This window comes from Lutimonas vermicola, from assembly GCF_038433205.1.
GTDB lineage: Bacteria > Bacteroidota > Bacteroidia > Flavobacteriales > Flavobacteriaceae > Lutimonas > Lutimonas vermicola.
Genome location: NZ_JBCDNA010000003.1, coordinates 691453 through 715134 on the forward strand (window position 1 = coordinate 691453; position 23682 = coordinate 715134).

Annotated in this window: 24 protein-coding genes; 17 read left to right on the forward strand and 7 right to left on the reverse strand. The window is 38.9% G+C overall.

What is annotated here, in order from left to right; translation table 11 throughout:
- Positions 1–98 precede the first annotated feature (98 nt).
- From AABB81_RS15065 to AABB81_RS15085, 5 genes are all read left to right on the forward strand, one after another.
- Positions 99–1076, forward strand: a complete 978-nt coding sequence (locus AABB81_RS15065; RefSeq protein WP_342161387.1) for a cytochrome c oxidase subunit 3 — start codon at positions 99–101, stop codon at positions 1074–1076.
- Positions 1077–1092: 16 nt separating this feature from the next.
- Positions 1093–1440 carry a cytochrome C oxidase subunit IV family protein gene (locus AABB81_RS15070; protein ID WP_342161388.1) on the forward strand — a complete coding sequence of 116 codons (348 nt, stop codon included), beginning with the start codon at positions 1093–1095 and terminating at the stop codon, positions 1438–1440.
- A 65-nt stretch (positions 1441–1505) separates the two neighbouring features.
- Positions 1506–2156 carry a hypothetical protein gene (locus tag AABB81_RS15075; RefSeq protein WP_342161389.1) on the forward strand — a complete coding sequence of 217 codons (651 nt, stop codon included), beginning with the start codon at positions 1506–1508 and terminating at the stop codon, positions 2154–2156.
- Positions 2157–2181: 25 nt separating this feature from the next.
- Positions 2182–2817, forward strand: a complete 636-nt coding sequence (locus tag AABB81_RS15080; protein ID WP_425287349.1) for an SCO family protein — start codon at positions 2182–2184, stop codon at positions 2815–2817.
- A gap of 7 nt (positions 2818–2824) precedes the next feature.
- Positions 2825–3343 carry a DUF420 domain-containing protein gene (locus tag AABB81_RS15085; protein WP_342161390.1) on the forward strand — a complete coding sequence of 173 codons (519 nt, stop codon included), beginning with the start codon at positions 2825–2827 and terminating at the stop codon, positions 3341–3343.
- Positions 3344–3387: 44 nt separating this feature from the next.
- On the opposite strand, the gene AABB81_RS15090 is transcribed toward AABB81_RS15085, so the two are convergent.
- Positions 3388–4176, reverse strand: coding sequence for a hypothetical protein (locus AABB81_RS15090; protein WP_342161391.1), 789 nt, complete (start codon positions 4174–4176; stop codon positions 3388–3390).
- Between the two features lie 158 nt (positions 4177–4334).
- Between AABB81_RS15090 and AABB81_RS15095 the strand changes: the two genes are divergently transcribed.
- The 4 genes from AABB81_RS15095 (at position 4335) to tsaB (ending at position 8621) form a co-directional block, all read left to right on the forward strand.
- Positions 4335–6029, forward strand: coding sequence for a tetratricopeptide repeat protein (locus tag AABB81_RS15095; RefSeq protein WP_342161392.1), 1695 nt, complete (start codon positions 4335–4337; stop codon positions 6027–6029).
- Between the two features lie 133 nt (positions 6030–6162).
- Positions 6163–6378: a hypothetical protein gene (locus AABB81_RS15100; RefSeq protein WP_342161393.1), complete on the forward strand. Its 216-nt coding sequence runs from the start codon at positions 6163–6165 to the stop codon at positions 6376–6378.
- Between the two features lie 76 nt (positions 6379–6454).
- A complete protein-coding gene (locus AABB81_RS15105; RefSeq protein ID WP_342161394.1) occupies positions 6455–7903 on the forward strand; it encodes a TolC family protein in 1449 nt (482 codons plus the stop codon).
- A 22-nt stretch (positions 7904–7925) separates the two neighbouring features.
- Positions 7926–8621, forward strand: a complete 696-nt coding sequence (gene tsaB / locus AABB81_RS15110; protein ID WP_342161395.1) for a tRNA (adenosine(37)-N6)-threonylcarbamoyltransferase complex dimerization subunit type 1 TsaB — start codon at positions 7926–7928, stop codon at positions 8619–8621.
- A gap of 66 nt (positions 8622–8687) precedes the next feature.
- Here tsaB and AABB81_RS15115 read toward each other — a convergent pair whose 3' ends face one another.
- Positions 8688–9038, reverse strand: coding sequence for a DUF1304 domain-containing protein (locus tag AABB81_RS15115; RefSeq protein WP_342161396.1), 351 nt, complete (start codon positions 9036–9038; stop codon positions 8688–8690).
- An 11-nt stretch (positions 9039–9049) separates the two neighbouring features.
- The gene (locus AABB81_RS15120) at positions 9050–11173 is read right to left on the reverse strand and encodes a thioredoxin domain-containing protein (RefSeq protein ID WP_342161397.1); all 2124 of its coding nucleotides are present in this window, start codon (positions 11171–11173) and stop codon (positions 9050–9052) included.
- A gap of 257 nt (positions 11174–11430) precedes the next feature.
- On the opposite strand from AABB81_RS15120, the gene AABB81_RS15125 reads away from it, so the two are divergent.
- Both AABB81_RS15125 and trxA read left to right on the forward strand, forming a co-directional pair.
- Positions 11431–13695 (forward strand): inorganic phosphate transporter, encoded by a 2265-nt coding sequence (locus AABB81_RS15125; RefSeq protein WP_342161398.1) that lies wholly within the window; start codon positions 11431–11433, stop codon positions 13693–13695.
- A gap of 234 nt (positions 13696–13929) precedes the next feature.
- Entirely contained in the window at positions 13930–14289 is a 360-nt protein-coding gene (gene trxA / locus AABB81_RS15130) for a thioredoxin (protein ID WP_342161399.1), read from the forward strand.
- A gap of 67 nt (positions 14290–14356) precedes the next feature.
- Here trxA and AABB81_RS15135 read toward each other — a convergent pair whose 3' ends face one another.
- Complete coding sequence (locus AABB81_RS15135; RefSeq protein ID WP_342161401.1) at positions 14357–15346, reverse strand: aspartate-semialdehyde dehydrogenase; 990 nt, start codon at positions 15344–15346, stop codon at positions 14357–14359.
- Positions 15347–15545: 199 nt separating this feature from the next.
- On the opposite strand from AABB81_RS15135, the gene AABB81_RS15140 reads away from it, so the two are divergent.
- Entirely contained in the window at positions 15546–16814 is a 1269-nt protein-coding gene (locus tag AABB81_RS15140) for a peptidase U32 family protein (RefSeq protein WP_342161402.1), read from the forward strand.
- 35 nt (positions 16815–16849) lie between these two features.
- On the opposite strand, the gene AABB81_RS15145 is transcribed toward AABB81_RS15140, so the two are convergent.
- Positions 16850–17035, reverse strand: coding sequence for a hypothetical protein (locus AABB81_RS15145; protein ID WP_342161403.1), 186 nt, complete (start codon positions 17033–17035; stop codon positions 16850–16852).
- Between the two features lie 35 nt (positions 17036–17070).
- Here AABB81_RS15145 and AABB81_RS15150 point away from each other — a divergent pair, with 35 nt between their 5' ends.
- Positions 17071–17793 (forward strand): SDR family NAD(P)-dependent oxidoreductase, encoded by a 723-nt coding sequence (locus AABB81_RS15150; RefSeq protein ID WP_342161404.1) that lies wholly within the window; start codon positions 17071–17073, stop codon positions 17791–17793.
- A gap of 6 nt (positions 17794–17799) precedes the next feature.
- Positions 17800–18192 carry a pyrophosphohydrolase domain-containing protein gene (locus tag AABB81_RS15155; RefSeq protein ID WP_342161405.1) on the forward strand — a complete coding sequence of 131 codons (393 nt, stop codon included), beginning with the start codon at positions 17800–17802 and terminating at the stop codon, positions 18190–18192.
- A gap of 43 nt (positions 18193–18235) precedes the next feature.
- Here the strand turns inward: AABB81_RS15155 and AABB81_RS15160 are convergent, their stop codons facing one another.
- Positions 18236–19306, reverse strand: coding sequence for a branched-chain amino acid aminotransferase (locus AABB81_RS15160; protein ID WP_342161406.1), 1071 nt, complete (start codon positions 19304–19306; stop codon positions 18236–18238).
- A gap of 215 nt (positions 19307–19521) precedes the next feature.
- Between AABB81_RS15160 and mnmC2 the strand changes: the two genes are divergently transcribed.
- The 3 genes from mnmC2 to AABB81_RS15175 are packed head-to-tail and all read left to right on the forward strand — an operon-like array spanning position 19522 to position 22434.
- A complete protein-coding gene (gene mnmC2, locus AABB81_RS15165; protein WP_342161407.1) occupies positions 19522–20199 on the forward strand; it encodes a tRNA (5-methylaminomethyl-2-thiouridine)(34)-methyltransferase MnmC2 in 678 nt (225 codons plus the stop codon).
- Between the two features lie 38 nt (positions 20200–20237).
- Complete coding sequence (locus AABB81_RS15170; RefSeq protein ID WP_342161408.1) at positions 20238–20912, forward strand: phosphatase PAP2 family protein; 675 nt, start codon at positions 20238–20240, stop codon at positions 20910–20912.
- Positions 20902–22434: an ArnT family glycosyltransferase gene (locus AABB81_RS15175; protein ID WP_342161410.1), complete on the forward strand. Its 1533-nt coding sequence runs from the start codon at positions 20902–20904 to the stop codon at positions 22432–22434. The genes AABB81_RS15170 and AABB81_RS15175 overlap by 11 nt, the downstream gene beginning before the upstream one ends.
- Before the next feature lie 222 nt (positions 22435–22656).
- Here the strand turns inward: AABB81_RS15175 and obgE are convergent, their stop codons facing one another.
- Complete coding sequence (gene obgE / locus AABB81_RS15180) at positions 22657–23658, reverse strand: GTPase ObgE (RefSeq protein ID WP_342161411.1); 1002 nt, start codon at positions 23656–23658, stop codon at positions 22657–22659.
- Positions 23659–23682 lie beyond the last annotated feature (24 nt).

The window sequence follows — 23682 nt, forward strand, 5'->3', positions numbered from 1 at the left end:
TATTTATCAATTATTTTTATATTTTTGCTGCTCGGGATAAAACATGATAAATATCAGTTTTATCGTATATAAAAGATCAATTAAATTAAACTTTTTATATGGAGGCAATTGTTGCTGACTCCCCTAAGGGAGGCGCTTGGAGCGGAGGAGGAAGTCAACCTTTCGGTTCGAGTTATGGTAAAATGATGATGTGGTTTTTTATCATGTCTGATGCCCTTACGTTTTCAGGATTTTTAGGAGCGTATGGTTTGATACGTTTCAAATTCCTTGATTCCTGGCCAATTGCAGATCAGGTTTTTACGCATATTCCTTTTATACATGGAGATTATCCGATGTATTATGTCGCCTTTATGACCTTTATTTTGATATTTTCGTCGGTAACCATGGTATTAGCCGTGGATGCAGGAAAACAGATGCAAAAAGGAAAAGTTATCGTCTATATGGGCCTTACCATTATCGGTGGTTTAATCTTCCTTGGTTCACAAGCCTGGGAGTGGAAAACATTTATAAACGGAAGTTACGGAGCCGTGCAGCTGGAAGACGGAAAGATCGTTCAGTTCGTGAATGGATCGGGCCAGCAGGTCAGCCTTGAAAGCTTCGCATCTCATACACCGACAGAAAGGGTACAGCATAAAAAGGAAAATGGACTGTGGTTTGAGTATGAACCATCCTTGCCACCTGTTACGTTACAGCAGGTAAAAGAAGGGTTTGCGCAGAATCCAGACATATCTATGAAAACCGAACTGATCAATCTCGAGACCAAAGAAAAAACAATTGTTTCAAGAGAAGAAGCCAATAAATTTTTAGATAAAGCAACCAGAGTGGTTCAAGGAGCCAATCTAACAGAAAATGAGTACGGAAAGACCTTGTTTGCAGATTTTTTCTTCTTTATTACTGGGTTTCACGGGTTTCACGTTTTTTCGGGAATCCTAATCAATATCATTATCTTTTTTAATGTGATTGTTGGAACCTACGAGCGAAGAGGCCATTATGAAATGGTTGAAAAAGTAGGTCTTTACTGGCACTTTGTTGACTTGGTTTGGGTATTTGTATTCACCTTCTTCTATCTGATATAATAAACATAAATAAACAATGTCGCACGCGAAATCACATACAGCATTAATTTGGAAAGTATTTGCATTCCTTTCACTGGTTACTATCGTTGAGGTATTTCTTGGTATAGTAAAACCGGCTTCTTTAAATCTTACCCAATTTTTGGGCACAAGCATTTTGAATTGGATCTTCCTGATCCTTACCCTTGTAAAGGCCTATGGCATTGCCTGGTATTTTATGCATTTGAAAGACGAAAAGACCTGGTTTAGAAGGGCTATAGTCTGGCCGGTTGTTTTCCTTATTGGATATTTAGCATTCTTTTTGCTCTATGAAGGAGATGCCATCGGAATGATTGTTCAGGAATGGACCAGATGGTCTTATAATTAATCTTGATTAAAATGAATCTATAAGTGTTTTGAATTTTCAAAACACTTTTTTTATACCTTTACTTTATGGCAAGACCTGGTAAAAATAAACTTGTTTTATCCATTCTCTTCTTTGGACCCTTATTGTTTTATCTTTTCCTGTTGACAGGAACAAACAACTTTGCAAAATTGCCGAGACTTACTCCAAATGTGAATGAGGTAGATCATTTTTCAAATTCTGATTCGATTGCGCTAAAAAATAATATAAGCATTCTGTGCTTTCTTGGTGCTGACCCCTTACAGCATAAAACCAATGCACTCAACCTGAATGAAAAAATCTACAAGCATTTTTATGGTTTTAAAGGATTTCAATTTGTCGTGATACTGCCAAAGGGATCTGAAGCACATGCGGCACAATTAAAAAAGGAGCTTGGGGCTACGTATAATGTAGATAAGTGGCACTTTTTATTTGGCGGGGAAGATGAAGTAAAAAACATGTTTGAAAGCCTGGATACTTCTTACGAATTAGATGATCAGTTGTACAGCCCATATGCATTTATTATTGACAGGGAGTTGAACCTGAGAGGAAGAAATGATGAGGAGGCAGCCGAAGAAGGACTTTTGTATGGTTATAATGCAGAATCAGTAGCCACAGTGCATCAGGAAATGGTAGATGACGTTAAAGTAGTAATGGCCGAATACAGACTGGCTTTAAAAAAGAATAAGAGAGAAATTTAAGTCTGGTAACTCAATAAGTATCATCATGAAAAAAAATTCTTATATCGCAATCACATTTATTATTTTGATCTTTGGTATTTGGGCTGTTCCTAAAATCATTGGGAGGTTTAGCGGTGACGAACTGATGAAATTCGAAAAAGTACCCGACTTTGAATTTACAGATCAGAATAATGAGCTCGTTACCAATGAGAATTTTAAAAACAAAGTGTACGTCGTCGAATTTTTCTTTACCTCATGTCCTACGATCTGTCCCAGAATGAATGAAAATATGGTCAAGATCCAAAATGAGTTCTATGGGAATCCTTCATTTGGAATAGCTTCAGTTTCTATAGATCCTGAACGCGACTCCCCCGAAGTGTTAAAGGCTTATGCCAGGGAGAAGGGTGCCACCCTTAAAAACTGGTATTTTTTAACAGGTGATAAAAGTGATGTGTATTCATTTTCAAATGATGGTTTTCGATTATATGCCGGGGAGAACAAAGATGTTGAAGGCGGATTTGAACATTCGGGTTTGTTTGCTCTTATCGACAAGGATGGTTATATCAGGTCAAGAACAGTTGTTAACGGTGAGATGGAGAATCCGATCAAATTTTATAACGGATTGGATGAAAAGGAAATCCAGTGGTTAAAAGAAGATATCAATATTCTCTTAAAAGAATAGTTAAACCATGGAAAGAACAAAAAAGTATAACAGGTTGATCGTTATATTATCGGTAGCTATACCACTGGTGGTGGCTGCTTTATTCGGTGTAAAAGTGGATGTCGAATTACCGGTGTTTTTACCTCCCATTTATGCCGGAACCAATGCAATTACGTCCGTCATTCTCATCATTGCCTTTTGGGCCATTCGAATCAAAAATATTCAATTACACAAGCGGCTTATGGTAACGGCAATTGTTTTGTCTGTTCTTTTTTTAGTCATGTATGTGCTGTACCACATGACATCTGATTCAACTCCTTATGGAGGAAAGGGTTTTATAAAATATTTGTATTACTTTATCCTGATATCGCATATCCTGCTCTCTGTAGTTGTGATCCCTTTTGTACTGATTACATTTGTTAGAGCGATTACAAACGATATTGAAAGGCATAAAAAAATTGCCAGAATCACACTGCCTTTATGGCTTTATGTCACTATTAGCGGGGTTATGGTATATTTTATGATCTTGCCTTATTACAACGTATAAAACTGTCAGGCTCTTTGGAGCCCGACAGTAGTAAATGATGGTGTTTATTTTTTATGCGTATTGATTAAGGTGGCTATATACACAAATTTCATGTCTCTGCTGGCTACCCCTTCACTCATTTTCTTTTGTTGCTCGGCCGTCGGGGCTGGTCTGTCAGCAACTGTTGGAGGATTTAACATTTGATCATAATCTTTATACATGTCTACAGTAATATGCGAAGCATAAGTGTCGCTTCCATAAGGAACCATAAACCTCAGTAAACCCCAATTGGCTCTAATACCATTATCAACATCTCTTTGATGCATGGGTTTAAAAATTTCTGACTCCATTTTTTCGTACTTCGCATAATTATTCATGTTGACCTTCATCATGTTAATGGCTGCTACAGTCCCTATTGGCATTTCAAAATCATCTTCTGTTCCATCGATCATTTCAAGGTAAATTCGAACAGCAAGATCTCTTGTCTTCGGGGTCATGGTCATGTGTTTGTCCACATCATCATCCGACATATCAGGATAGGCAGCTTTTACCGCGGCATTAAAATCCCCTGCATTGCTCATCATCTTTACGGGATCATCAAATAGTGTAACAGTCAGGTACTGAAAGTGCTGGTCCTCACCTCCGGGTTGTAACCTCCAAAGGTCCCAGCCGGTGATATCGCCATTTTTAACCCTTTGTTCGTGAATTTTTGCCCAAAATTCCTCGGTTTCCATATAGGCGCTTTCCTGTTCGTTATCTACTTTCATAAATTCGAACAACAGATAAAGTTTTTCCTGTGCGGTCATTTGAATGCTTAAAAATAGCAGGACCACTACTAGCATAAGTTTTTTCATAATAGTTTGGTTTAATTAGTTTATATGATCAATATACACCTTTTTTTGAAAAGTTTCTAATTTTTTGAGTATATTAAGCTGGTATTCAGTTCAAAAGAATATGAACTTGTTATAACTTAACTACGATTTTCAACTGACCTAACTTAATTTCAAATCCAATGAAAACAAAATTGAGCCTATTTATCCTTTTTTTTACGAGCTTCCTGATCGCTGTATTTTATGTAAAATTTGGCCGTGTAAATGTTCATGTTCCTGCTAAGGCTGCAATGAATGCGGTAAAATGTACCTCGACAAATTTCCTTTTGGAAGATATAGATTCAACAAGACAGGTTGCCCCTTTGATTGATAATTTAGGAGCTCATTCTTTTCCGATAAGAACTAAGGTAACTGAAACTCAGGTATTTTTTAATCAGGGTCTCAATCTGGCTTTTGCTTTTAACCATGCAGAATCGCATCGATCGTTTTTGGAGGCGTCCCGGCTAGACCCTTCTTCAGCCATGGCATTTTGGGGGCAGGCTTATGCATTGGGGCCTAATATCAACGATCAGGTTCCTGATACCGAAAGAAGGATTAAATCATATGAAGCCATTCAAAAAGCACTGTCTTTGAGTGACGGTATACATGCCAAGCACAAAGCACTTATACTGGCATTGTCTGAAAGATACAGCTCAGATACCCTCGCTGATATAAAAACCCTTAACATGGCTTATATGAAGGCAATGATCAAGGTTGCAGACGATTTTCCGGATGACGCCGATATTTTGACCTTATACGCCGCATCCATCATGAATACGGTTCCCTGGGACTACTGGGATTCAAAGGGTAATCCCACGACCAATATCCCTGCGGCAAAGCAAGCTTTGGAAAAGGCGATGAAATTGAATCCGGAGCATCCCGGAGCACATCATTATTATATCCACATGGTAGAATTACCGAAACCTGATCTTGCGGTTCCAAGCGCTGAGAAGCTTGCAACATTAATGCCGGGAGCCGGGCATATGGTACATATGCCTGGTCATATTTATATGCGGGTCGGCAGATATAAAGAAGCTGTTGAAGCCAATCAGGCAGCAATTTTGGTGGATGAAGAATATATTTCTCAATGTTATGCACAAGGGCAGTACCCCCTGGGTTATTATCCGCACAACATACATTTTTTATGGTCTGCGGCGAGCATGATGGGTAATGAAAAGTTAGCTATTGAAGCTGCAAAGAAAACAGCTGAAAAGGTTTCTTTGAGCTATTTGGAGGAGGAACAATTCTTTCAAAATTTCGCTGCTTCACCCTTGCTGGCCTATACCAGGTTCGGAAAATGGAATGATATCCTTACAAGCCCTGATCCCGGGGATTCATATACCTATCTAAAAATGATATGGAACTATACAAGAGGAATTGCCTTTACGAGAAAGGGAAACATCAAAGAGGCTAAAGAGGAGCTCCTGCAACTTAAAAACAGAGATAAGGAACTCAGGCAAGAAAACATTGCAAAGGTTGCTTACGAAGTGTTATATGGAGAGATTTTGGCAGCTTCTGGTGACCTGAAACAAGGAATAGAACATTTGAAGATAGCTGTTAGTTATGAAGATGAATTGCCCTATGACGAACCAGCCGTCTGGTATATTCCTACCAGGCAACATCTGGGACGCCTTTTACTGGCTGATGAACAATTCGAAGAGGCAGAAAAAGTGTATCGGCAAGACCTTGATTATTATCGTCAAAACGGATGGTCTTTGACAGGCTTGTATCAGAGTCTTATTGGCCAGGGAAAATCAGAGGAAGCGGCCAAAACCAAAGAAGAATTCAATATAGCCTGGGAAAATGCTGACATTGAGATCAGCAGTTCTGTTCTATAAATTCCTGTCTCGCAGGTAAATTTTAGAAAGGATTAGAGATTCTGTTTGGCTGGTTTTAGCTATTGCCGTAATTTTGCAATGCTTTTAATGTGGCTGGTGTTGTAAGAAACTCCTAGCCTGTAAATCAAGCTTCATGTTTAGAAAATCTCTTGTTGTTGTATTCGTTTTGGGATCCCTAAATTCGTTTGGACAATGTGCTATGTGCCGCGCAGTGGTTGAACAGGGTGGAGAAGAGGTGGCAGAGGGCATTAACTCCGGTATCGTATATCTTATGGCATTTCCATATTTGCTGATTTCTGTGGCTTTATTTTTATTTTATAGGAGTTGGAAGAAATCTTCAATAAGATAATTTTCAGGAAATAGTGTAACAAATTTTTTGAGACTTCGTCTTATTATCAAAATTCATTTATTGAAATTTCACACCTATGAAAGTACAACTTACCCTGATCTTGATTTTTAGTTATTTTTTATCTGTTTATGCCCAAGAATCAAATCCGAATATGAAGAAATGGACACTGAGCGAATGTGTAAACTATGCCATTGAAAACAACATCACTGTCAAGCAGTCTGAAAACAATATAGCCCTGGCCGAAGTTGATAAAAGGGGGGCCATTGGGAATTTTATTCCTAATTTGAATTTCAATAGTTCTGCGGCCTGGAACTCTGGTCTTACTACAGACGTCACTACAGGTGTATTGATCAATCAGACAACTCAAACAACAAATGGGGGTATCTCAGCCGGTGTTCCTATCTGGAGGGGTTTAAGAAATCAGAATGAATTAAAAAGGGCGGAGTTAAGTATATTGGCATCCCAGTACCAACTTGATAAGACAAAAGATGACATATCCCTATTTGTTATCAATGCGTATCTGGAAGTTCTTTTTAGTAAAGAAGCTGTAAAAGTAGCGATTCCACAGGTTGAAATCACCAGGGAACAGCTGGCAAGAACTAACCAGCTGGTTGAGGCCGGTACGGTTCCTCGCGGAGATTTGCTTGATGTTGAGGCTACCCTGGCTAATGACGAGCAAAATTTAATCATCACACAAAACAGGGTAAGACTTTCCAGAATATCTTTGGCTCAATTACTGCAATTGGAAGATTATGAAAATTTTGACATTGCCAATGAAGAAATTGAAACCTTACCACTGCTCAATTTGGCAGATTATTCGGTTGACAAAATATTGGAAAAGGCCATGCAGACCAGAAATGAAATCAAAGTGGCTCAAGCCAATATTGAAATTGCAGAGAGTGATGTGAAGTTGGCAAAGGGGGCCATGCAACCAACTCTATCAGGTTTTTACAATTGGAATTCCAGATACTCAGACAGAGATAGAATCACAGGAGTCGAAATCGATCCGAACAATCCAACCCAGATCATTGGGCAGGTGGAAACCACAGGTGACAATGTGATTTCGCCCAATTTTATACCTGTTACCGGTTTGGCTGATGGCTTTTTTGATCAGATTGACCAGAATAAAGGTAGTGCCTTTGGATTGTCACTACAGATCCCTATTCTCAATGGATTCAATGCTTCGAATAATGTGAGAAGGGCAAAGATCAATTATGAACAGCAAAAGTATCAGTTGGAACAGGAGGAACTGGATCTTGAAAAAATCATCCATCAGGTATATGCCGATGCGCTGGGTTCTTTAAAATTATATGAAGCTTCAAAAAGATCCCTGGAAGCGAGGGAAGTTTCCTTTACATATGCCCAGGAACGTTTTGACGTAGGGGTCTTAAACTCTTTTGATTACAGTCAGATAAAAAATCGACTTGTAACAGCGAATTCAGACTTTTTAAGAGCTAAATACGATTTTATTTTTAGGGTAAAATTACTTGAATACTACTACGGGGTACCTGTTGAAAATTTATAATAATGTATAGCGATAAATTATTTTGGGAATCATTCTGAACATAGAAACGGCCACGAAAAACTGCTCAGTAAGTGTTTCCAAAAACGAAGAAATACTTTCATTGAAAGAACTGAACGAAGGTAAATTTTCACATTCCGAAAAATTGCACTCTTTTATTCTTGAAGTCATAGATAATGCAGGGTTGTCTATGGATGACCTTGATGCTGTAGCAGTCAGTAAAGGGCCGGGTTCATATACAGGACTTAGGATAGGTGTATCGGCTGCAAAGGGTCTCTGTTATGCTTTGAACAAACCGTTGATCTCAGTTCCAACCTTAGAGAATATAGCATTGCAAATCTCACTCAAAGAGGATGAATTGGCTGTTCCATTGTTAGATGCAAGAAGAATGGAAGTTTACAGCGCCGTTTACGATAAGGATCATCGTCAGATAAGAGCTACTAAGGCCGAGATTATTTCTGAAACATCCTTTCAGGGTTTTTTAAAAAAGGGGATTGTTTATTTTGCAGGAGATGGAGCCGAAAAATGCAAAGAAGTCATCAGGCATGAAAATGCACGCTTTTTGTCTTCAGTTTACCCTTCTTCCAGGGAAATGTCCATCATTGCAGCACGTAAGTTCAAATCGGAAGACTTCGAAGATGTGGCTTATTTTGAACCCTTTTATCTCAAGGATTTTGTAGCAGGAAAACCTAAAAACTATTTTAAAACAGCATCGAGATAAGAAAATAATTTCTTGAATGAAGTTTAGCAATGCTTTTGGCTTTTCTCTAAAAGCAAACTCATGTAATTAAAACAAGAGGATTAGCAAAGCCACAATTGCCGGAACAGCCTGTATATAAAAGAGTTTTATCTTCTTCGTTGAATAAGCTCCGTAAACCCCGGCAATACTAACACAGATCAGAAAAAAAACGATGACATCCGTTTTGTCGGAGAACAATCCCCAGATCAATCCCGCAGCCAAAAAACCATTGTACAATCCTTGATTAGCCGCCAATACCTTTGAACTTTCAGCTTGTTTTTTTGAGAGGCCAAACGCTTTTATTCCTGTGGGCTTGGTCCAGTAGAACATTTCAAGTACCAAAAAATAGATATGTTCCAAGGCAATTGTTGCCGCCATGATGATAAATAGGGTTTTCATGGCAGGTATGTTTAAAATGAAATGTTCATTTGCCCAAGGGCCTTCTCAGTTTCCTTTACAGGTAATTTACAGGCTCCGTCAACACAAACAAAAATTGTGGTTTCGTTTTCGTTGTATTTATACTGGAGCAGGGGTAATGAACTTTCCTTTACACTCCCTACGATCAACTTATTTGGAAAATACTGCTCATTTAATTCTTTTAACCTTTGAGGAGCCTCTGAACCAACAATGGCCACTTCATAAAAGTCTCCCAAATAATTACTGTATAAATTCAACCAGTTTGAAGCTCCCGATCCATAAGTAACAGCCGCTTCCTTAACATTGTTCAGCATGGTTTTGGCATTCTCTGCATAGTGCCTATTCCCGTAATAGTGACCCAGCTTAAAAAGGTTATTGGCCATAATTGAATTGGATGATGGGATGACATTGTCATCAGATTCCAATTTTCTTGCAATCAGCCCTTTTTCTTTATTGGAAGTAAAGAAGAACATTTTGCTGCTATCGTCATAAAAATGGTCAAAGCAGTAGTCGGTTAACTGTTTAGAGGTTTGCAGCCAGTTTTCGTCTAATGTAACTTCATATAAACTGATAAAAGCATCTGCAACCGTTGCATAGTCTTCAAGGTAGCCTTCAATATTACTTTTTCCGTTTTTAAAATTCCTGTAAAGCCCCCCATCTTCTTTCATCATATTATTGACGATGAAATGTGCATTTTTTAGTGCCATGACCAGAAACTTTTTCTCCTGAAAAACACTGTAGGCATCAACATAAGCTTTGAGCATCAGCGCGTTCCATGAAGTTAGTGTTTTGTCATCGAGTCTTGGCCTGTCTCTTTTGTTTCTTTCTACTGACAGAAGGTTGTGCCATTGACTGAGTTTTTCTTCAAGCTGAAGAAGGCTTATCCCGTGTTCCTTTATAAATTCTTCCTTGGAGATCGATCGGATCAAATGATATTTGTTTTCTTCCCATTTGCCATAGCCATTGATATTGTAATAGCTGGCAAAAAGTTCAAAATCATCACCCAGGATTGACTGCAGTTCACCTTTCTTCCAAACGTAATAAGCACCTTCTTCCAATTCACCATCCTCATTATAACTGTCGGCATCCAGGGAAGAGTAAAAGGCCCCAATATCCTTGTAAAGCTCTGCTTCAACGAATTCTGTGGTTCTGTAAACAATATCCTTATACAACGGATTCTTGGTAACTAGATAGGCTTTGGCATATAAAGAAACCAGCTGAGCGTTATCGTAAAGCATCTTTTCAAAATGAGGTACGTGCCAGTGATCGTCAACAGAGTACCGGGCAAAACCGCCTCCTACCTGATCAAAAATTCCTCCATAGGCTATTTTAGTCAGGGAAGTATTCACATAGTCCATAATCTGTTGATCGCCGCTTTGTAGAGCATATCGTAATAAAAAATGCAAATTTCCAGGCATTGGAAATTTCGGCGCTCCGGTTCTTCCGCCATTTTTTAAATCCATGGTAGGCAGCCAATTCTCTATGGACTTCTTCAGTTCTTCTTTGTCAAAACTAGCAGCTTCTTCATTTAACCGGATCAATCCTGATTGTTGGATGCCTTCTGTAAGTTTAGTCGCATATTCCTCGGCTTTTTCGGGTTCATTTTTGTACAAGTCGGCCAATTGATTCAAGGCATTCATCCAGTTCTCCTTTGGGAAATACGTACCACCCCAAATAGGCCTTCCATCAGGTAAGGCAACACAGTTCAAGGGCCAGCCGCCTCTGCCTGTAAGTAACTGCACGGCATTCATGTATACCTGATCAACATCGGGTCTTTCCTCACGATCCACTTTAACGTTGATGAAATTCTCATTCATGATTGCCGCTACCGTTGAATCCTCAAAGCTTTCATGTTCCATAACATGGCACCAATGACAGGCCGCATAGCCCACAGAGATTAAAAGTAGTTTGTTCTCTTTTTTTGCAAGCTCGAGGGTCTCGTCATTCCAGGCATACCAATTCACGGGATTATGGGCATGTTGTAAGAGGTAAGGACTGGTTTCGTTTATAAGGCTGTTGGTGAATTTATTGTCCTGATACATGGTTTGGTCTTTAGATTTTTTACAACTGTTAACAAGCAAAATAACTGATAGCAGCAGAAACATTGTCTTATACATAAAGCAAATTTTGACAAATATAAGACCATTTGGATGATATTAATTGTTAAAATTAGGCGGTGCTCAAATATAAAAGAAAATAAAAATTATATATTTTTGATGTCATGACTATTGAAAAGATGAATGATTAAAAAATGATTGATATGTAATCAAAGCGTTAAATTAAGGTTAGGCATAATTTTTAAATGGTAACATTTAGTTAACATAGAAACCTATTTTGTATCATAGATTTGCATCATAATTCTAAGCCTAAAATAATGGAGAATATCTATATTTTAATGTTGGTTGCTTTGATCGCTCTTGCGGCGGTTGATCTGGTAGTAGGGGTAAGTAATGATGCCGTGAATTTTTTGAATTCAGCGATTGGATCCAAAGTAGTATCCATGAAAACCATAATGATTGTGGCGAGTTTGGGAATTGCGGTGGGCGCAGTTTTTTCGAGTGGTATGATGGAAGTTGCCCGGAAGGGAATTTTTAACCCAGGAGAGTTTTACTTTAATGAGATCATGATCATTTTTATGGCGGTTATGATCACGGATGTTTTGCTGCTGGACTTTTTTAATACGCTGGGAATGCCGACCTCAACGACAGTTTCGATAGTGTTTGAATTATTGGGAGCGGCCGTTGCCATGGCCCTGATCAAAATTGCGGTTTCAGATACCGAATCCATAGCTAATTTGAGTCAATATATCAACACTGAAAAAGCTGTTTTAATAATCTCCGGAATATTTCTCTCGGTTATTGTGGCATTTTCAATCGGGGCTCTGGTACAATATCTTTCCCGTTTGTTTCTTACTTTTAATTTTGAGCAGAAACCCAAAGTTTATGGAGCACTTTTCACTGGTATAGCCTTGACTTCAATTACATACTTTATTTTTATGAAGGGTCTTAAGGGTACTGCATATTATAAGGATATCGAAGGCATTTTAACCGGTAATGAAGTGTATATTATTCTGTTAGCATTCTTTATTTGGACTTCAATGGCCTATGTACTGACTAAATATTTTCACATAAACCTGTATAAGATCATTATTACCGTTGGAACTTTTGCGTTGGCACTGGCTTTCGCGGGCAATGATTTAGTAAACTTTATAGGTGTTCCGATGGCGGCATGGAATTCTTATGAGGCCTGGAGTGCCTCTGGGGTTTCAGCCAGTGAATTTAATATGAGCGTACTTGCCGGAAAAGTTCCTACCCCTACAATATTTCTGCTTATTGCAGGAACAATCATGGTTGTAACGCTTTGGTTTTCATCCAAAGCCAAGAAGGTGGCGGCAACAGAAGTTAACCTGGCCCGACAAAGTGAAGGCCATGAAAGATTTCAACCGAATTCACTTTCAAGAGTCCTTGTCCGTTCAAGCTTAGGTATTATTAATGGCCTGGGTTTTCTGCTGCCTAAAAAGATGAGCGAAGGAATTAACAAAAGATTTGAAAAACCCGTTGTAAACCTTCCAAAAAAGAAGGTATTTGAGTTACCTGCTTTTGATGCTATCAGGGCTTCTACTAACCTTATGGTCGCCGGGATTTTGATCTCCATTGCAACTTCATATAAATTACCATTGTCAACCACATACGTAACTTTTATGGTCGCCATGGGTACTTCGTTAGCTGACAGAGCGTGGGACAGAGAAAGCGCTGTTTACCGTGTTGCTGGGGTGTTAAATGTGATTGGAGGATGGTTCTTTACTGCATTTATTGCATTTGTAACGGCAGCTATTTTTACTTATTTGATTCATTTAGGAGGTATCTCAGCGATTAGCTTGCTTTTATTGCTGGTTCTTTTTATTCTTGTTCGCAATTTTGTAAAACATAAAAAGGAAGAAAATCAGGCGGCTCTGAAGAGAGTTATCAAAAGGGAAGAATTAATAACTGCAAAGGAAGTTATCGAGGAAACTTCTGATCATATTTCAGAGGTGGTTTCAAGAGCCAATAAATTGTATACCAATGTAGTCACTAACCTGTCACATCAAGATCTTGGCAAACTCAAAAAGACAGACAAACATGTGCTGAAATTAAATGATGAGGTTGATATGTTAAAAGATGAGGCCTTTTATTTTATAAAATCTTTAGATGATTCTTCTGTGGAAGCCAGCAGGTTCTATTTGTTGGTTTTGGGTTATCTTCAGGACGTGTCTCAATCTATCAGTTATATTTCTAAAGCTAGTTACAAACATGTCAATAATAACCACAAACAGCTTAATAAGAGCCAGATCGAGGATTTGAAGATTATAGATGATCTCCTGTCAACGATGTTGAAAGAAATTTCTGTCATTTTCCATGAGAGGAGGTTTGGGGACATTTCAAAAATTATTGACGAGAAGCAGCAGCTTTTTGACCATGTTTCAAAATCTATTGAAAAACAGATTGGCAGAATCAGGACTGAAGAATCAAGTGCCAAAAACACAACTTTGTATTTTGGGAATTTATTAGAAACGAAAGATCTTATTTCTGCAATCATGAATTTGCTGGAGTTATACCAGGAATTTCATTATAGCATGAAAAAGGCTAATATCAAAATTTAGCCTTTCCCATATCATCATCCCGCCTGTCGGCGGGATTTTTTATTCTAAGGTTTACATTGAACAAGTTTATCCACGGTTCTGTATTCGTATTTTGTAATGTAAGGAGATATTAAACGACTGTAACAATAGTGACCGACATAATGTCAAAAAATGCGTCACTTTGTACCTTAATTGAAAGTGGTATGCGTATTGCTGTTAATTTGAAAATAAGATTTAATATTTAAAATAGTTATTATGACTGAGTTGTTAACCAAAGAGACATTTTTAAAGAAAGTGTTTAATTTTGAAGATAATAAAGAATGGAAATTTGAGGGTGACAAACCTTGTATTATAGATTTTTATGCTGATTGGTGCGGACCATGTAAAATGGTGGCTCCAATTTTAGAAGAGTTATCAGAAGAATATAAAGATAAAGTGGATATTTATAAAGTTGATACTGAAGCTGAAGCAGAACTATCTGCTGCTTTTGGTATCAAAAGTATTCCTTCTATGTTGTTCTGCCCTTCCAACGAGCAGCCTCAAATGGCACAGGGAGCCTTGCCAAAACACAATCTTGAGGAGATTATCAAGGATGTTTTGAAAGTAGAAAAATAAGCAGGAAATTACTCCGTAAAAAAAAGGCTGTTTTCATCGAAAACAGCCTTTTTTTATGTATTCAAGATTAAACCAAACCTTGTTTGATAAGGTATTCAGCAATCTGAATAGTATTTGTCGCGGCACCTTTTCTCAGGTTGTCGCTCACTACCCACATGTTCAATGATTTCGCCTGAGATTCATCTCTTCTGATACGGCCCACAAAAACATCATCTTTTCCTTCTGCATAGATAGGCATAGGATATGTATTGGTTTCCAAATTGTCTTTCACTACCACCCCATCGGTTTCGTGAAGTAACTGCCTGAGTTCATTGATGTCGAAATCCCTTTCAAATTCAATGTTGATGCTTTCAGAGTGGCCTCCTGCCACAGGTATTCTCACTGCGGTGGCGGTCACTGCGATACTGTCGTCATTCAGTATTTTACGGGTCTCATTAACGAGTTTCATTTCTTCCTTGGTATACCCATTTTCTTCAAAAACATCACAATGAGGTAAAGCATTTCTGTGAATAGGGTATGGATAAGCCATTTCTCCTTTAATTCCCTTGTATTCATTTTCAAGTTGCTGAACGGCTTTAACACCTGTACCCGATATAGATTGATACGTGGAAATCACCAGTCGTTTGATACCGTATTTCTTATGCAATGGTGCCAATGCTACAACCATTTGAATGGTCGAACAGTTTGGATTGGCAATAATTTTATCTTCCTTGGTTAATTCCCCGGCATTGATCTCAGGAACAACCAGCTTTTTACCCGGATCCATCCTCCATGCAGATGAATTGTCGATTACAGTGGTACCGGCAGCTGCAAATACAGGCGCCCATTCTAATGAAGTACTTCCCCCGGCTGAGAACAAGGCAATATCCGGCTTTTGATCTACAGCATCCTGGAGCCCAATTACGGTATGTTCCTCGCCTTTGTAGACAAGGGTTTTACCTGCTGATCTCTCTGAGGCCACTACTAATAATTCCGTTAAGGGAAAATTTCTTTCTTCCAGAACTTTTAACATCACGTTTCCTACCATTCCGGTAGCACCTACTACTGCAATTTTCATTTTATTCAATTTAATATTTTCAATTTTCAAGCTGCAAATATGCTAAATAAATACCGATGTTGACGGATCTCTGTTTAGTTAAATGTCAAATTGTTTAAATTATATCAAATTTAAGGCCAGGCGCTTAATTTTTAACAGATAATTATTGATTAAATAATAAATCGTAATTTTGCGGCTCTTAAAAAACTAAGAATAGGTTATGATATTAAACGGAAATAATAAAATTGAGTTGATGGCACCGGCAGGAAATTTTGAGTCCTTGCAGGCAGCCTTGGATAATGGAGCTGATTCTGTTTATTTTGGAGTGGAGCAATTGAACATGAGAGCAAGGGCCTCCATCAACTTTACACTTGACGATCTCATCGAGATCTCTGCAAGGTGTAAGACAAAGAATGTCAGGACATATCTTACCTTAAATACAATCATCTACGATCATGATCTCAGTATTGTAAAAACCTTGCTGAAAAAAGCAAAGGAAGCTGATATTTCGGCAGTAATAGCAATGGATCAGGCAGTTATAGCCATGGCCAGACAAGAAGGGATCGAAGTGCATATCTCAACTCAGATCAACATCACCAATATTGAAACCGTGAAGTTCTATGCCATGTTTGCCGACACGGTTGTATTGAGCCGTGAATTAAGCCTGCGTCAGGTGAAGAAGATTACTGAACAAATTGAGAAGGAACAGATCAAAGGGCCATCAGGAAGGTTATTGGAAATAGAGATTTTTGGGCATGGAGCGCTATGTATGGCTGTATCAGGTAAATGCTATATGAGCCTGCATTCCCATAATTCTTCAGCCAACCGCGGGGCCTGTAAACAAAATTGCCGGAAAAAATATACGGTAATCGATCAGGAAACCGGTTTTGAAATGGAACTTGACAATGAATACATTATGTCGCCTAAAGATCTTTGCACCATTGATTTTCTCGATCAGGTGGCGGATGCAGGGATAAAGGTACTGAAGATTGAGGGTCGTGGCAGGGCTCCCGAATATGTTGCCAGTGTTATTAGATCCTACAGGCAGGCTATTGATGCTTTGTCTGAAGGAACCTATGATAAAGAAAAAGTAATCGGCTGGATGCTGGAGCTTGAAAAAGTCTATAACAGAGGTTTCTGGAATGGTTATTATCTTGGCCAAAAGCTCGGAGAATGGAGTAAAGGATCGGGGTCGCATGCTACCCAGAAAAAGGTTTACATCGGTAAAGGAATACACTTTTTTCCAAAGGCGAATATCGGAGAGTTCAAACTGGAAGCTTTTGATCTTAAGATAGGTGATCAGATTTTGATCACAGGTCCAACAACAGGAGCAAAAGAACTAACGATCAAAGAAATGTATGTCAATGATGAAAAGGGGGAAGTTGCCAAGAGGGGCGATAACATTACCTTGCCTCTTGAATTCAGGATTCGACCCAGTGATAAATTGTATAAAATAGTGGCTGTTGAAAAACCGGTTGAGACCATTTGATTTTCAGGCTGAATTTTGACCCTATGTCCAAATGATCAGTGCAACCAGAAAGTAATGGTTGCGAAAAGTGCAATGGCTAAAAAAATACCGAGGGCCACAATCCAGACTTTTTTATAATATAACTTGTGCAGTTTTACATCTTTCCGGTAGCTAAATACCATCAGGATAATAAAAGAAACAGCAAAGATGGCTGCGAAAATAAGTTGTCCTCTACTAAACATTTTAGTTATATTTAAGGCTGCAAAGGTAATACAATATGAGTAGAAATGCGATCGTTTTTGGTGCCACTTCAGGTATAGGTAAAGAACTGGCGAAACTTCTTGTAAATGATGGTTACAATGTATTGGTGACCGGCAGGCGCCAGGAGATGCTCGCTGCTGTCAAGGATGAAAATCCTGATAAATACATGACAAGGAGGCATGATATTACTGATCTTGAGGAAACAGAAAAACTTTTTAAGGAAATTCCTGCTATTTTTGAGACAGTTGACCTTATTGTGCACAATGCGGGAATAGGGGAGAATAATTTTAACCTGGAATGGGAAAAGGACCTGCCTACTTTGGAAACCAATGTAATGGGGGCAACAAAAGTATACCAGCTTTCATATAATTACTTTAAAAATCAGGGTTTTGGCCATCTGGTAAGTATTACTTCCATTGCCTCGCTAAGGGGCAACCGACATGTTCCGGCTTATCATGCTTCAAAGGCATTTCAGGCAAGTTACATGGAATCTTTATGGATGAAGGCCCGTAAAACAAAGAAGGCCAAAATATCAATTACCAATATTCTCCCTGGATATGTTGATACAGATATTATTACCGGGCCAACTTTTTGGATGGCTCCGGTTGATAAAGCGGTTAAGCAAATCTATTTGGCTATAAAGAAGAAGAAGAGAAAAGCATACATAACCAAAAGGTGGAGGTTGGTGGCTTTGATGATGAAAATTGTTCCGCCTCAGATTTTAATAAAATATTTATAGTTTCAGATGAAGAATAAAATAAAGGCAGTTCAGGATTTTCACGAAGCATTCGGGTTAGGTGTGCAGCATCAGCCGGTGGCAAGGTTATCAGAACAGAAGTTAAAGCTCCGATTTGATTTAATGGATGAAGAGAACAGGGAATACCTTGAAGCTGCCGTAAATAATGATTTGGTTGAAGTAGCCGATGCGCTTGGAGATATGCTGTATATACTGTGCGGTACTATTCTGGAGCACGGGATGCAATATAAAATTGAAGAAGTATTCAACGAAATCCAGAGAAGCAATATGAGTAAGTTAGGCGCCGATGGCAATCCAATTTATCGCGAGGACGGAAAGGTCATGAAAGGCCCCAATTATTTTAAACCCAATATAGATTCAATACTGAATGCAGCGCCTTAGTGCAAAAAGCAAAAGGGCCTCATTGTAAAATGAGGCCCTGATATTATTTCACACTGTATCGCCAGCCAAATTTATCCGCAGAACGATTGTACTGGATATCGGTAATCTGTTTTTTCAATGTAGCAGCAAATGTATTGTCCAACTCAGGAAGGACATAGTCTTTTTCCTGATAACCAAAACCTGAAATTGGCGAAATAACTGCAGCAGTACCGGCACCGAACATTTCCTTAAGGCTGCCGTTATCGGAGGCTTCAATGATCTCATGAACTGAAATATTTCTGACCTCAACCGCAATTCCCTGATCTTTGGCTATTTCAATAATACTTTTTCTGGTTATACCGTCTAGTATCCTGTCACTTGTTGGCGCCGTGATCAGCGTGTCGTTGATCCTGATAAAGATATTCATGGCCCCGGCCTCCTCAATGTATTCATGAGTTGTATCATCGGTCCAGATCACTTGCTGATAACCCTTTTGAATCGCAAGATTCGTCGGGTAGAACTGACCGGCATAGTTACCGCCTGCCTTGGCAAATCCAACCCCGCCATTAGCAGATCTCGAATAATGCTGTTCGATCAAAACCTTGAGTTTCCCACCAAAATAGGGACCTGACGGTGAGCAGGCAATAATGAATTTATATTTGTCCGAAGGAGAGGCATGGAAGCCATTTCCCGAGGCGAATATAAATGGCCTTATATACAGAGAGCTGTCTTTTGTAGTTGGAATCCAGTCTTTTTCAAGCAATAACAGTGCCTCCAGGCCTTCCATAAAATAAGCTTCAGGAAGTTCAGGCATGGCGAGTCTTTTAGATGATATATTCAATCTTTTCTGATTGTCAAAAGGCCTGAACAGCCATATGTCGTCCTGCGCATCTTTATAGGCTTTCATCCCTTCAAAAACAGATTGTCCATAGTGGAATATTTTCGCCGAAGGATCTAGGCTTATGGCCCCGTATGGCACAATTTTTGGAGAGCTCCATTTACCATTTTCAAAATCGCAAACAAGCATGTGATCAGTGTACACCTGTCCAAATGGAAGATTGTTAAAATCCACCTGGTTTATTTTTGAATTTTTTACCTTTTGTATGGTGATCTTTTGACTAACTTCTAAACTCATAGTTCTGATATTTTAAACAAAAGTAATTATTATCGCTTAAAAAATGGAAAATTGGCTGCTTTTTATACTGAGTATAATCGGTTAAGAGAAAGACGCAATCTGGGCCTTTCGTATTCTCTATCGTTTTGTTCTAAGCTGTATGTCTGCAACGAATTATAAAGATAAGATCGATTGAAAGTATTTTTATTCTTTACCTTTGCAGCGATTTCAAACGAATGGAAAGAAAAATTATAAAAACCTCAGATGGTTCGCTAAGCGTTTATTTACCCGAATGGGATGAAAACTATCATTCGAAACATGGAGCGATTCAGGAAGCTTATCACGTTTTTATCAGAAACGGATTGGATCTCTTTAAGGATGGGAGCAGGCTAAGTATTCTTGAAATGGGATTTGGAACAGGCCTTAATTGTTTTATCAGTTTGCTCGAAGCCATAAAAAGGGATTTAAAAATTGATTATGTGGGGCTTGAGGGCTATCCTTTGGAAATTGAAATGGTCTCTGAACTGCATTATCCCAAACAGCTGGGGGCTGAAGAACAGGTTAAGGCGTTTGATCTCATGCAAACAGCCGAATGGGATGTTCCCATAAAGCCCATCTCAAATTTCTCATTGACTAAAAAAGAAATGATGTTTGAGGATTTTCAGGGAAAAGAAGCCTTTGATCTGATCTATTTTGATGCCTTTGGCGCAAGAGTACAGCCCGAATTGTGGACTGAACACATTTTTAAGAAGATGTATGATGCTTTAACCAAAAACGGCATACTTGTTACATATGCCGCCAAAGGAAGTGTTAGGAGAGCGATGCAGGCTGTTGGGCTCCGGGTGGAGAGATTGCCCGGGCCTCCGGGTAAAAGAGAAATGTTGAGAGGAGTAAAAGAAGCTGGTATAGTGTAAATATAAAGAACGGCAAGTGTGTTTTAATTGATAAAAGAGTGAGATATTTAAAGCAGTTATTAGGTGAGAAAAGCGTCCTTTTGTTGATGTTGCCATTTCTTTTGGGCATTGGCTTTTTGATGATCAGTTTCGGAAAGGGGCCATCTCATTTATTGGTGAATAAATGGAATTCCCCGGCAGCCGATATTTTTTTTAAGTATGCAACCCATCTTGGCGACGGTGCCATATTCGCTGTGGTCATTGTGATTTTGGCATTTGTTAAATTTCGATGGGCTCTGTACGAACTTGTTGCGGCTTTAATGACGCTGGTATTCGTTTTTATAGCGAAACAATTGATATTTAAAGGTATGCCGAGGCCTACAGCCTATTTTGAAAACGCTGAAGTACTTCATCTTGTAGAAGGAGTTAAGACCCATGCAATGAATAGTTTTCCATCGGGCCATACCATTACGGCATTTGCTGTTTTTGTGATCCTGATACTCATCGTAAAAAACAATTTCCTCAAAATCCTCTTCGCGATCATTGCGATTCTGGCAGGTTGGTCACGAGTCTATTTGTCACAACATTTTCTGGGGGATGTTTTGTCCGGGGCCCTGATCGGATCGATGATTGCAGTATTTAGCTGTTCCCTTGTCGATAATTTGAGTATATTTAAAACGGCTTGGATCGATAAAAATCTGTTGCAACTATTCAGTAAAAAGCATGACGAATAAGCAAAAGCTGGGTTTATTAATCATTATTTCCACCTTGATCAGGGTAATAGTTGGGTCTTATATACAACTTGGAAATGACGAAGTGTATTACTGGACCTATGCCAGGTATCCTGACTGGAGCCATTTTGACCATCCTCCCATGGTTGGTTTTTTTGAGCAGTTGTTTTCTCTCAATCTTTTGTTTGAGTCGGAATTGGCATTGAGACTCGGCTTTATAATCTCCGGGACCCTCAGCACGATATTATTATACTTTATTGGAAAGGAAGTCAAAGATGAAAGAACTGGATTGCTGGCAGCAATTCTTTTTAATACAAGTATTTATGGTTTTATTATCAGTGGTTTATTTATCATGCCTGATGGCCCTCTTGTATTGTTTTGGATGACTTCCCTTCTATTTTTTATCAAGTATCAAAAAGCAACGGAAAAATTTAAAATTAACCTTTTCCTGAGCATATCGATGATTAGCCTTTCCATGGCTGTCTATGCCAAATACCAGGCGGTGTATCTGCTTTTCGGATATGGCCTTTACTGGATCTTGTATAAAAGGGATCAGCTAAAGAATCCGGTACTTTATCTCAATATAAGCTTTACGGCTCTTATTGTTTTTATCATTGTATACTGGAATTACCTCAACAGTTTTAGCGGAATGAGTTATCATTCAGAACGCGTAACCCTTTTTAGCCTCAATTTTAACCTGGATTCCTTCCTGAGGGAAGTTGTAGGACAGATAGCCTATAATAATCCGTATAACTATATCATTATACTGATCGCTTTGTTCTCCTTTAAAAACAAAAGGTTTATAGATTTACAGTATTTCTGGTTATTCCTGTTTATCAGTTTGCCCCTGATTGTTACAACCCTTTTCTTTTCGCTCTACAGGGATACCCTTCCACATTGGTCGGGAGTATCTTTTCTTTGCCTGGCAGTTTTGGCTGCGGCTTATCTTTCTGAACGGCCGCGAACTCCTTTACTGTACTTCACATTATGTATGGTTTTTTCTCTTGTTTTAATTGGAATGGGCGTGGTGAACAGAGGTTGGGTCATAGACTCCGCCTTCGACTCAAAAACAGAAAGTACAAAATTGGGAAAGAATGACCCCACCCTGGATATGTTCGGTTGGGATCAGTTTAGAAATGAACTGGAGCATCTTGAAACTGATCGATCTGAATTGGCGGGGCTGCCACTGATTTCAAACAAATGGTACCCGGGATCTCATTTGTTCTATTATGTTGCCCGCCCAATGGAAAAGGATCTATATGTTCTTGGTGACATGAAGGATATGCATAAGTATTATTGGATCAATCAAACCCGGCCTCCTTTAAAAGAGGGTCAGAACGGGATTTATATCACTTATAGCAGAAATTTTAAGGACCCCAGAAATACCATGCAGGACTATTTTAGCGAGATGGAATTGTTGCGTCAATTTCCGGTTCTGAGATCAGGAAAAACAGTTGAATACGGCTATATTTATTTGCTTCGAGGTTATAAAAACAGTAACTTAGGGGGTGAAGTTAAAGAGTGATGTTATGACTGATACGAAATTCATCAAACGCAAAAAACCGAATTATGTCAGGATGATTATTTTGGTTGTGATTTTACTGCTGGTCATATTTTTGTTTTTCAGTATAGAGTCGTTGTTATCGGGTTTATTTGAAATTAAGGAATAGTTGATAGCTTCCTTTGGATTTCCCCCATTACTTCCTAAACTGAAAAACAGACAAGAACTATTTTGGTTTGTAATGCCTCAAACAACGCTTTCATTCAGCATCTCCCAAAGTTTATCTTTTAACTCCACCAGCCCGGTTTGATCAAAAGAGGAGATAAATACATGTGGCAAATCTTTTGGGATTTCATCAGTCAATTCTGCTTTCAATTCTTCATCGAGCATGTCAGACTTTGAGATAGCCAGAAGCCTGTCCTTATCCAGTAATTCCGGGTTGTGTTTTTTGAGCTCATTCAAAAGAATATCGTATTCTTTTTGAATATTCTCACTGTCTGCAGGAATAAGGAATAAAAGGCTTGAATTCCTTTCAATATGCCTTAAAAATCTATGACCCAAACCTTTTCCTTCTGCCGCCCCTTCTATAATACCGGGAATATCGGCCATAACAAAACTTTTAAAATCACGGTATTCCACAATTCCGAGGTTAGGCTTTAGCGTCGTGAATTCATAATCGGCAATTTTTGGTTTTGCCGAAGTAAGTACAGACAATAAAGTTGATTTACCTGCATTAGGAAAACCAACCAGTCCAACATCGGCCAAAAGTTTTAGCTCAAGCTGATACCAACCTTCCTTTCCTTCAATTCCGGGTTGAGCGTACCTCGGCGTCTGATTTGTTGCCGATTTGAAGTGCCAGTTTCCTCTTCCGCCCATACCTCCTTCGCAAAGGACGATTTCCTGGTGATCTTCAGTGATCTCAAAAAGCACTTCCTGAGTTTCCCCGTCTTTTACAATGGTGCCGAGAGGAACATGTACATAGACATCTTCACCGTCCTTTCCGGTGCTTCTGTTTTTGCTTCCTGCCCCGCCATGATCGGCCTTAAAATGTTTTTTGAATTTAAGATGGAACAAGGTCCACATATTTTTATCTCCACGCAGGATCACATGACCTCCGCGTCCTCCGTCTCCGCCATCAGGACCTCCCTTTGTGATGTATTTTTCCCTGTGCAGGTGCACTGAGCCCTTGCCTCCTTTTCCGGAGGCGGCAAAGATTTTAATATAATCAACAAAATTCCCTTCAGTCATAACGGTTGTATAGCGGTTATTTCA

Bases quoted from the DNA above. Each gene is read 5' to 3' on its own strand.
- AABB81_RS15155 (WP_342161405.1), top strand. From the start codon at position 17,800: ATGAAGAATAAAATAAAGGCAGTTCAGGATTTTCACGAAGCATTCGGG.
- AABB81_RS15125 (WP_342161398.1), top strand. From the start codon at position 11,431: ATGGAGAATATCTATATTTTAATGTTGGTTGCTTTGATCGCTCTTGCG.
- AABB81_RS15115 (WP_342161396.1), bottom strand. From the start codon at position 9,038: ATGAAAACCCTATTTATCATCATGGCGGCAACAATTGCCTTGGAACAT.
- AABB81_RS15160 (WP_342161406.1), bottom strand. From the start codon at position 19,306: ATGAGTTTAGAAGTTAGTCAAAAGATCACCATACAAAAGGTAAAAAAT.
- AABB81_RS15145 (WP_342161403.1), bottom strand. From the start codon at position 17,035: ATGTTTAGTAGAGGACAACTTATTTTCGCAGCCATCTTTGCTGTTTCT.
- AABB81_RS15090 (WP_342161391.1), bottom strand. From the start codon at position 4,176: ATGAAAAAACTTATGCTAGTAGTGGTCCTGCTATTTTTAAGCATTCAA.
- obgE (WP_342161411.1), bottom strand. From the start codon at position 23,658: ATGACTGAAGGGAATTTTGTTGATTATATTAAAATCTTTGCCGCCTCC.
- AABB81_RS15120 (WP_342161397.1), bottom strand. From the start codon at position 11,173: ATGTATAAGACAATGTTTCTGCTGCTATCAGTTATTTTGCTTGTTAAC.
- AABB81_RS15105 (WP_342161394.1), top strand. From the start codon at position 6,455: ATGAAAGTACAACTTACCCTGATCTTGATTTTTAGTTATTTTTTATCT.
- AABB81_RS15150 (WP_342161404.1), top strand. From the start codon at position 17,071: ATGAGTAGAAATGCGATCGTTTTTGGTGCCACTTCAGGTATAGGTAAA.
- AABB81_RS15140 (WP_342161402.1), top strand. From the start codon at position 15,546: ATGATATTAAACGGAAATAATAAAATTGAGTTGATGGCACCGGCAGGA.
- AABB81_RS15070 (WP_342161388.1), top strand. From the start codon at position 1,093: ATGTCGCACGCGAAATCACATACAGCATTAATTTGGAAAGTATTTGCA.
- trxA (WP_342161399.1), top strand. From the start codon at position 13,930: ATGACTGAGTTGTTAACCAAAGAGACATTTTTAAAGAAAGTGTTTAAT.
- AABB81_RS15080 (WP_425287349.1), top strand. From the start codon at position 2,182: ATGAAAAAAAATTCTTATATCGCAATCACATTTATTATTTTGATCTTT.
- AABB81_RS15175 (WP_342161410.1), top strand. From the start codon at position 20,902: ATGACGAATAAGCAAAAGCTGGGTTTATTAATCATTATTTCCACCTTG.
- mnmC2 (WP_342161407.1), top strand. From the start codon at position 19,522: ATGGAAAGAAAAATTATAAAAACCTCAGATGGTTCGCTAAGCGTTTAT.
- AABB81_RS15095 (WP_342161392.1), top strand. From the start codon at position 4,335: ATGAAAACAAAATTGAGCCTATTTATCCTTTTTTTTACGAGCTTCCTG.
- AABB81_RS15085 (WP_342161390.1), top strand. From the start codon at position 2,825: ATGGAAAGAACAAAAAAGTATAACAGGTTGATCGTTATATTATCGGTA.
- AABB81_RS15075 (WP_342161389.1), top strand. From the start codon at position 1,506: ATGGCAAGACCTGGTAAAAATAAACTTGTTTTATCCATTCTCTTCTTT.
- AABB81_RS15135 (WP_342161401.1), bottom strand. From the start codon at position 15,346: ATGAAAATTGCAGTAGTAGGTGCTACCGGAATGGTAGGAAACGTGATG.
- AABB81_RS15100 (WP_342161393.1), top strand. From the start codon at position 6,163: ATGTTTAGAAAATCTCTTGTTGTTGTATTCGTTTTGGGATCCCTAAAT.
- AABB81_RS15065 (WP_342161387.1), top strand. From the start codon at position 99: ATGGAGGCAATTGTTGCTGACTCCCCTAAGGGAGGCGCTTGGAGCGGA.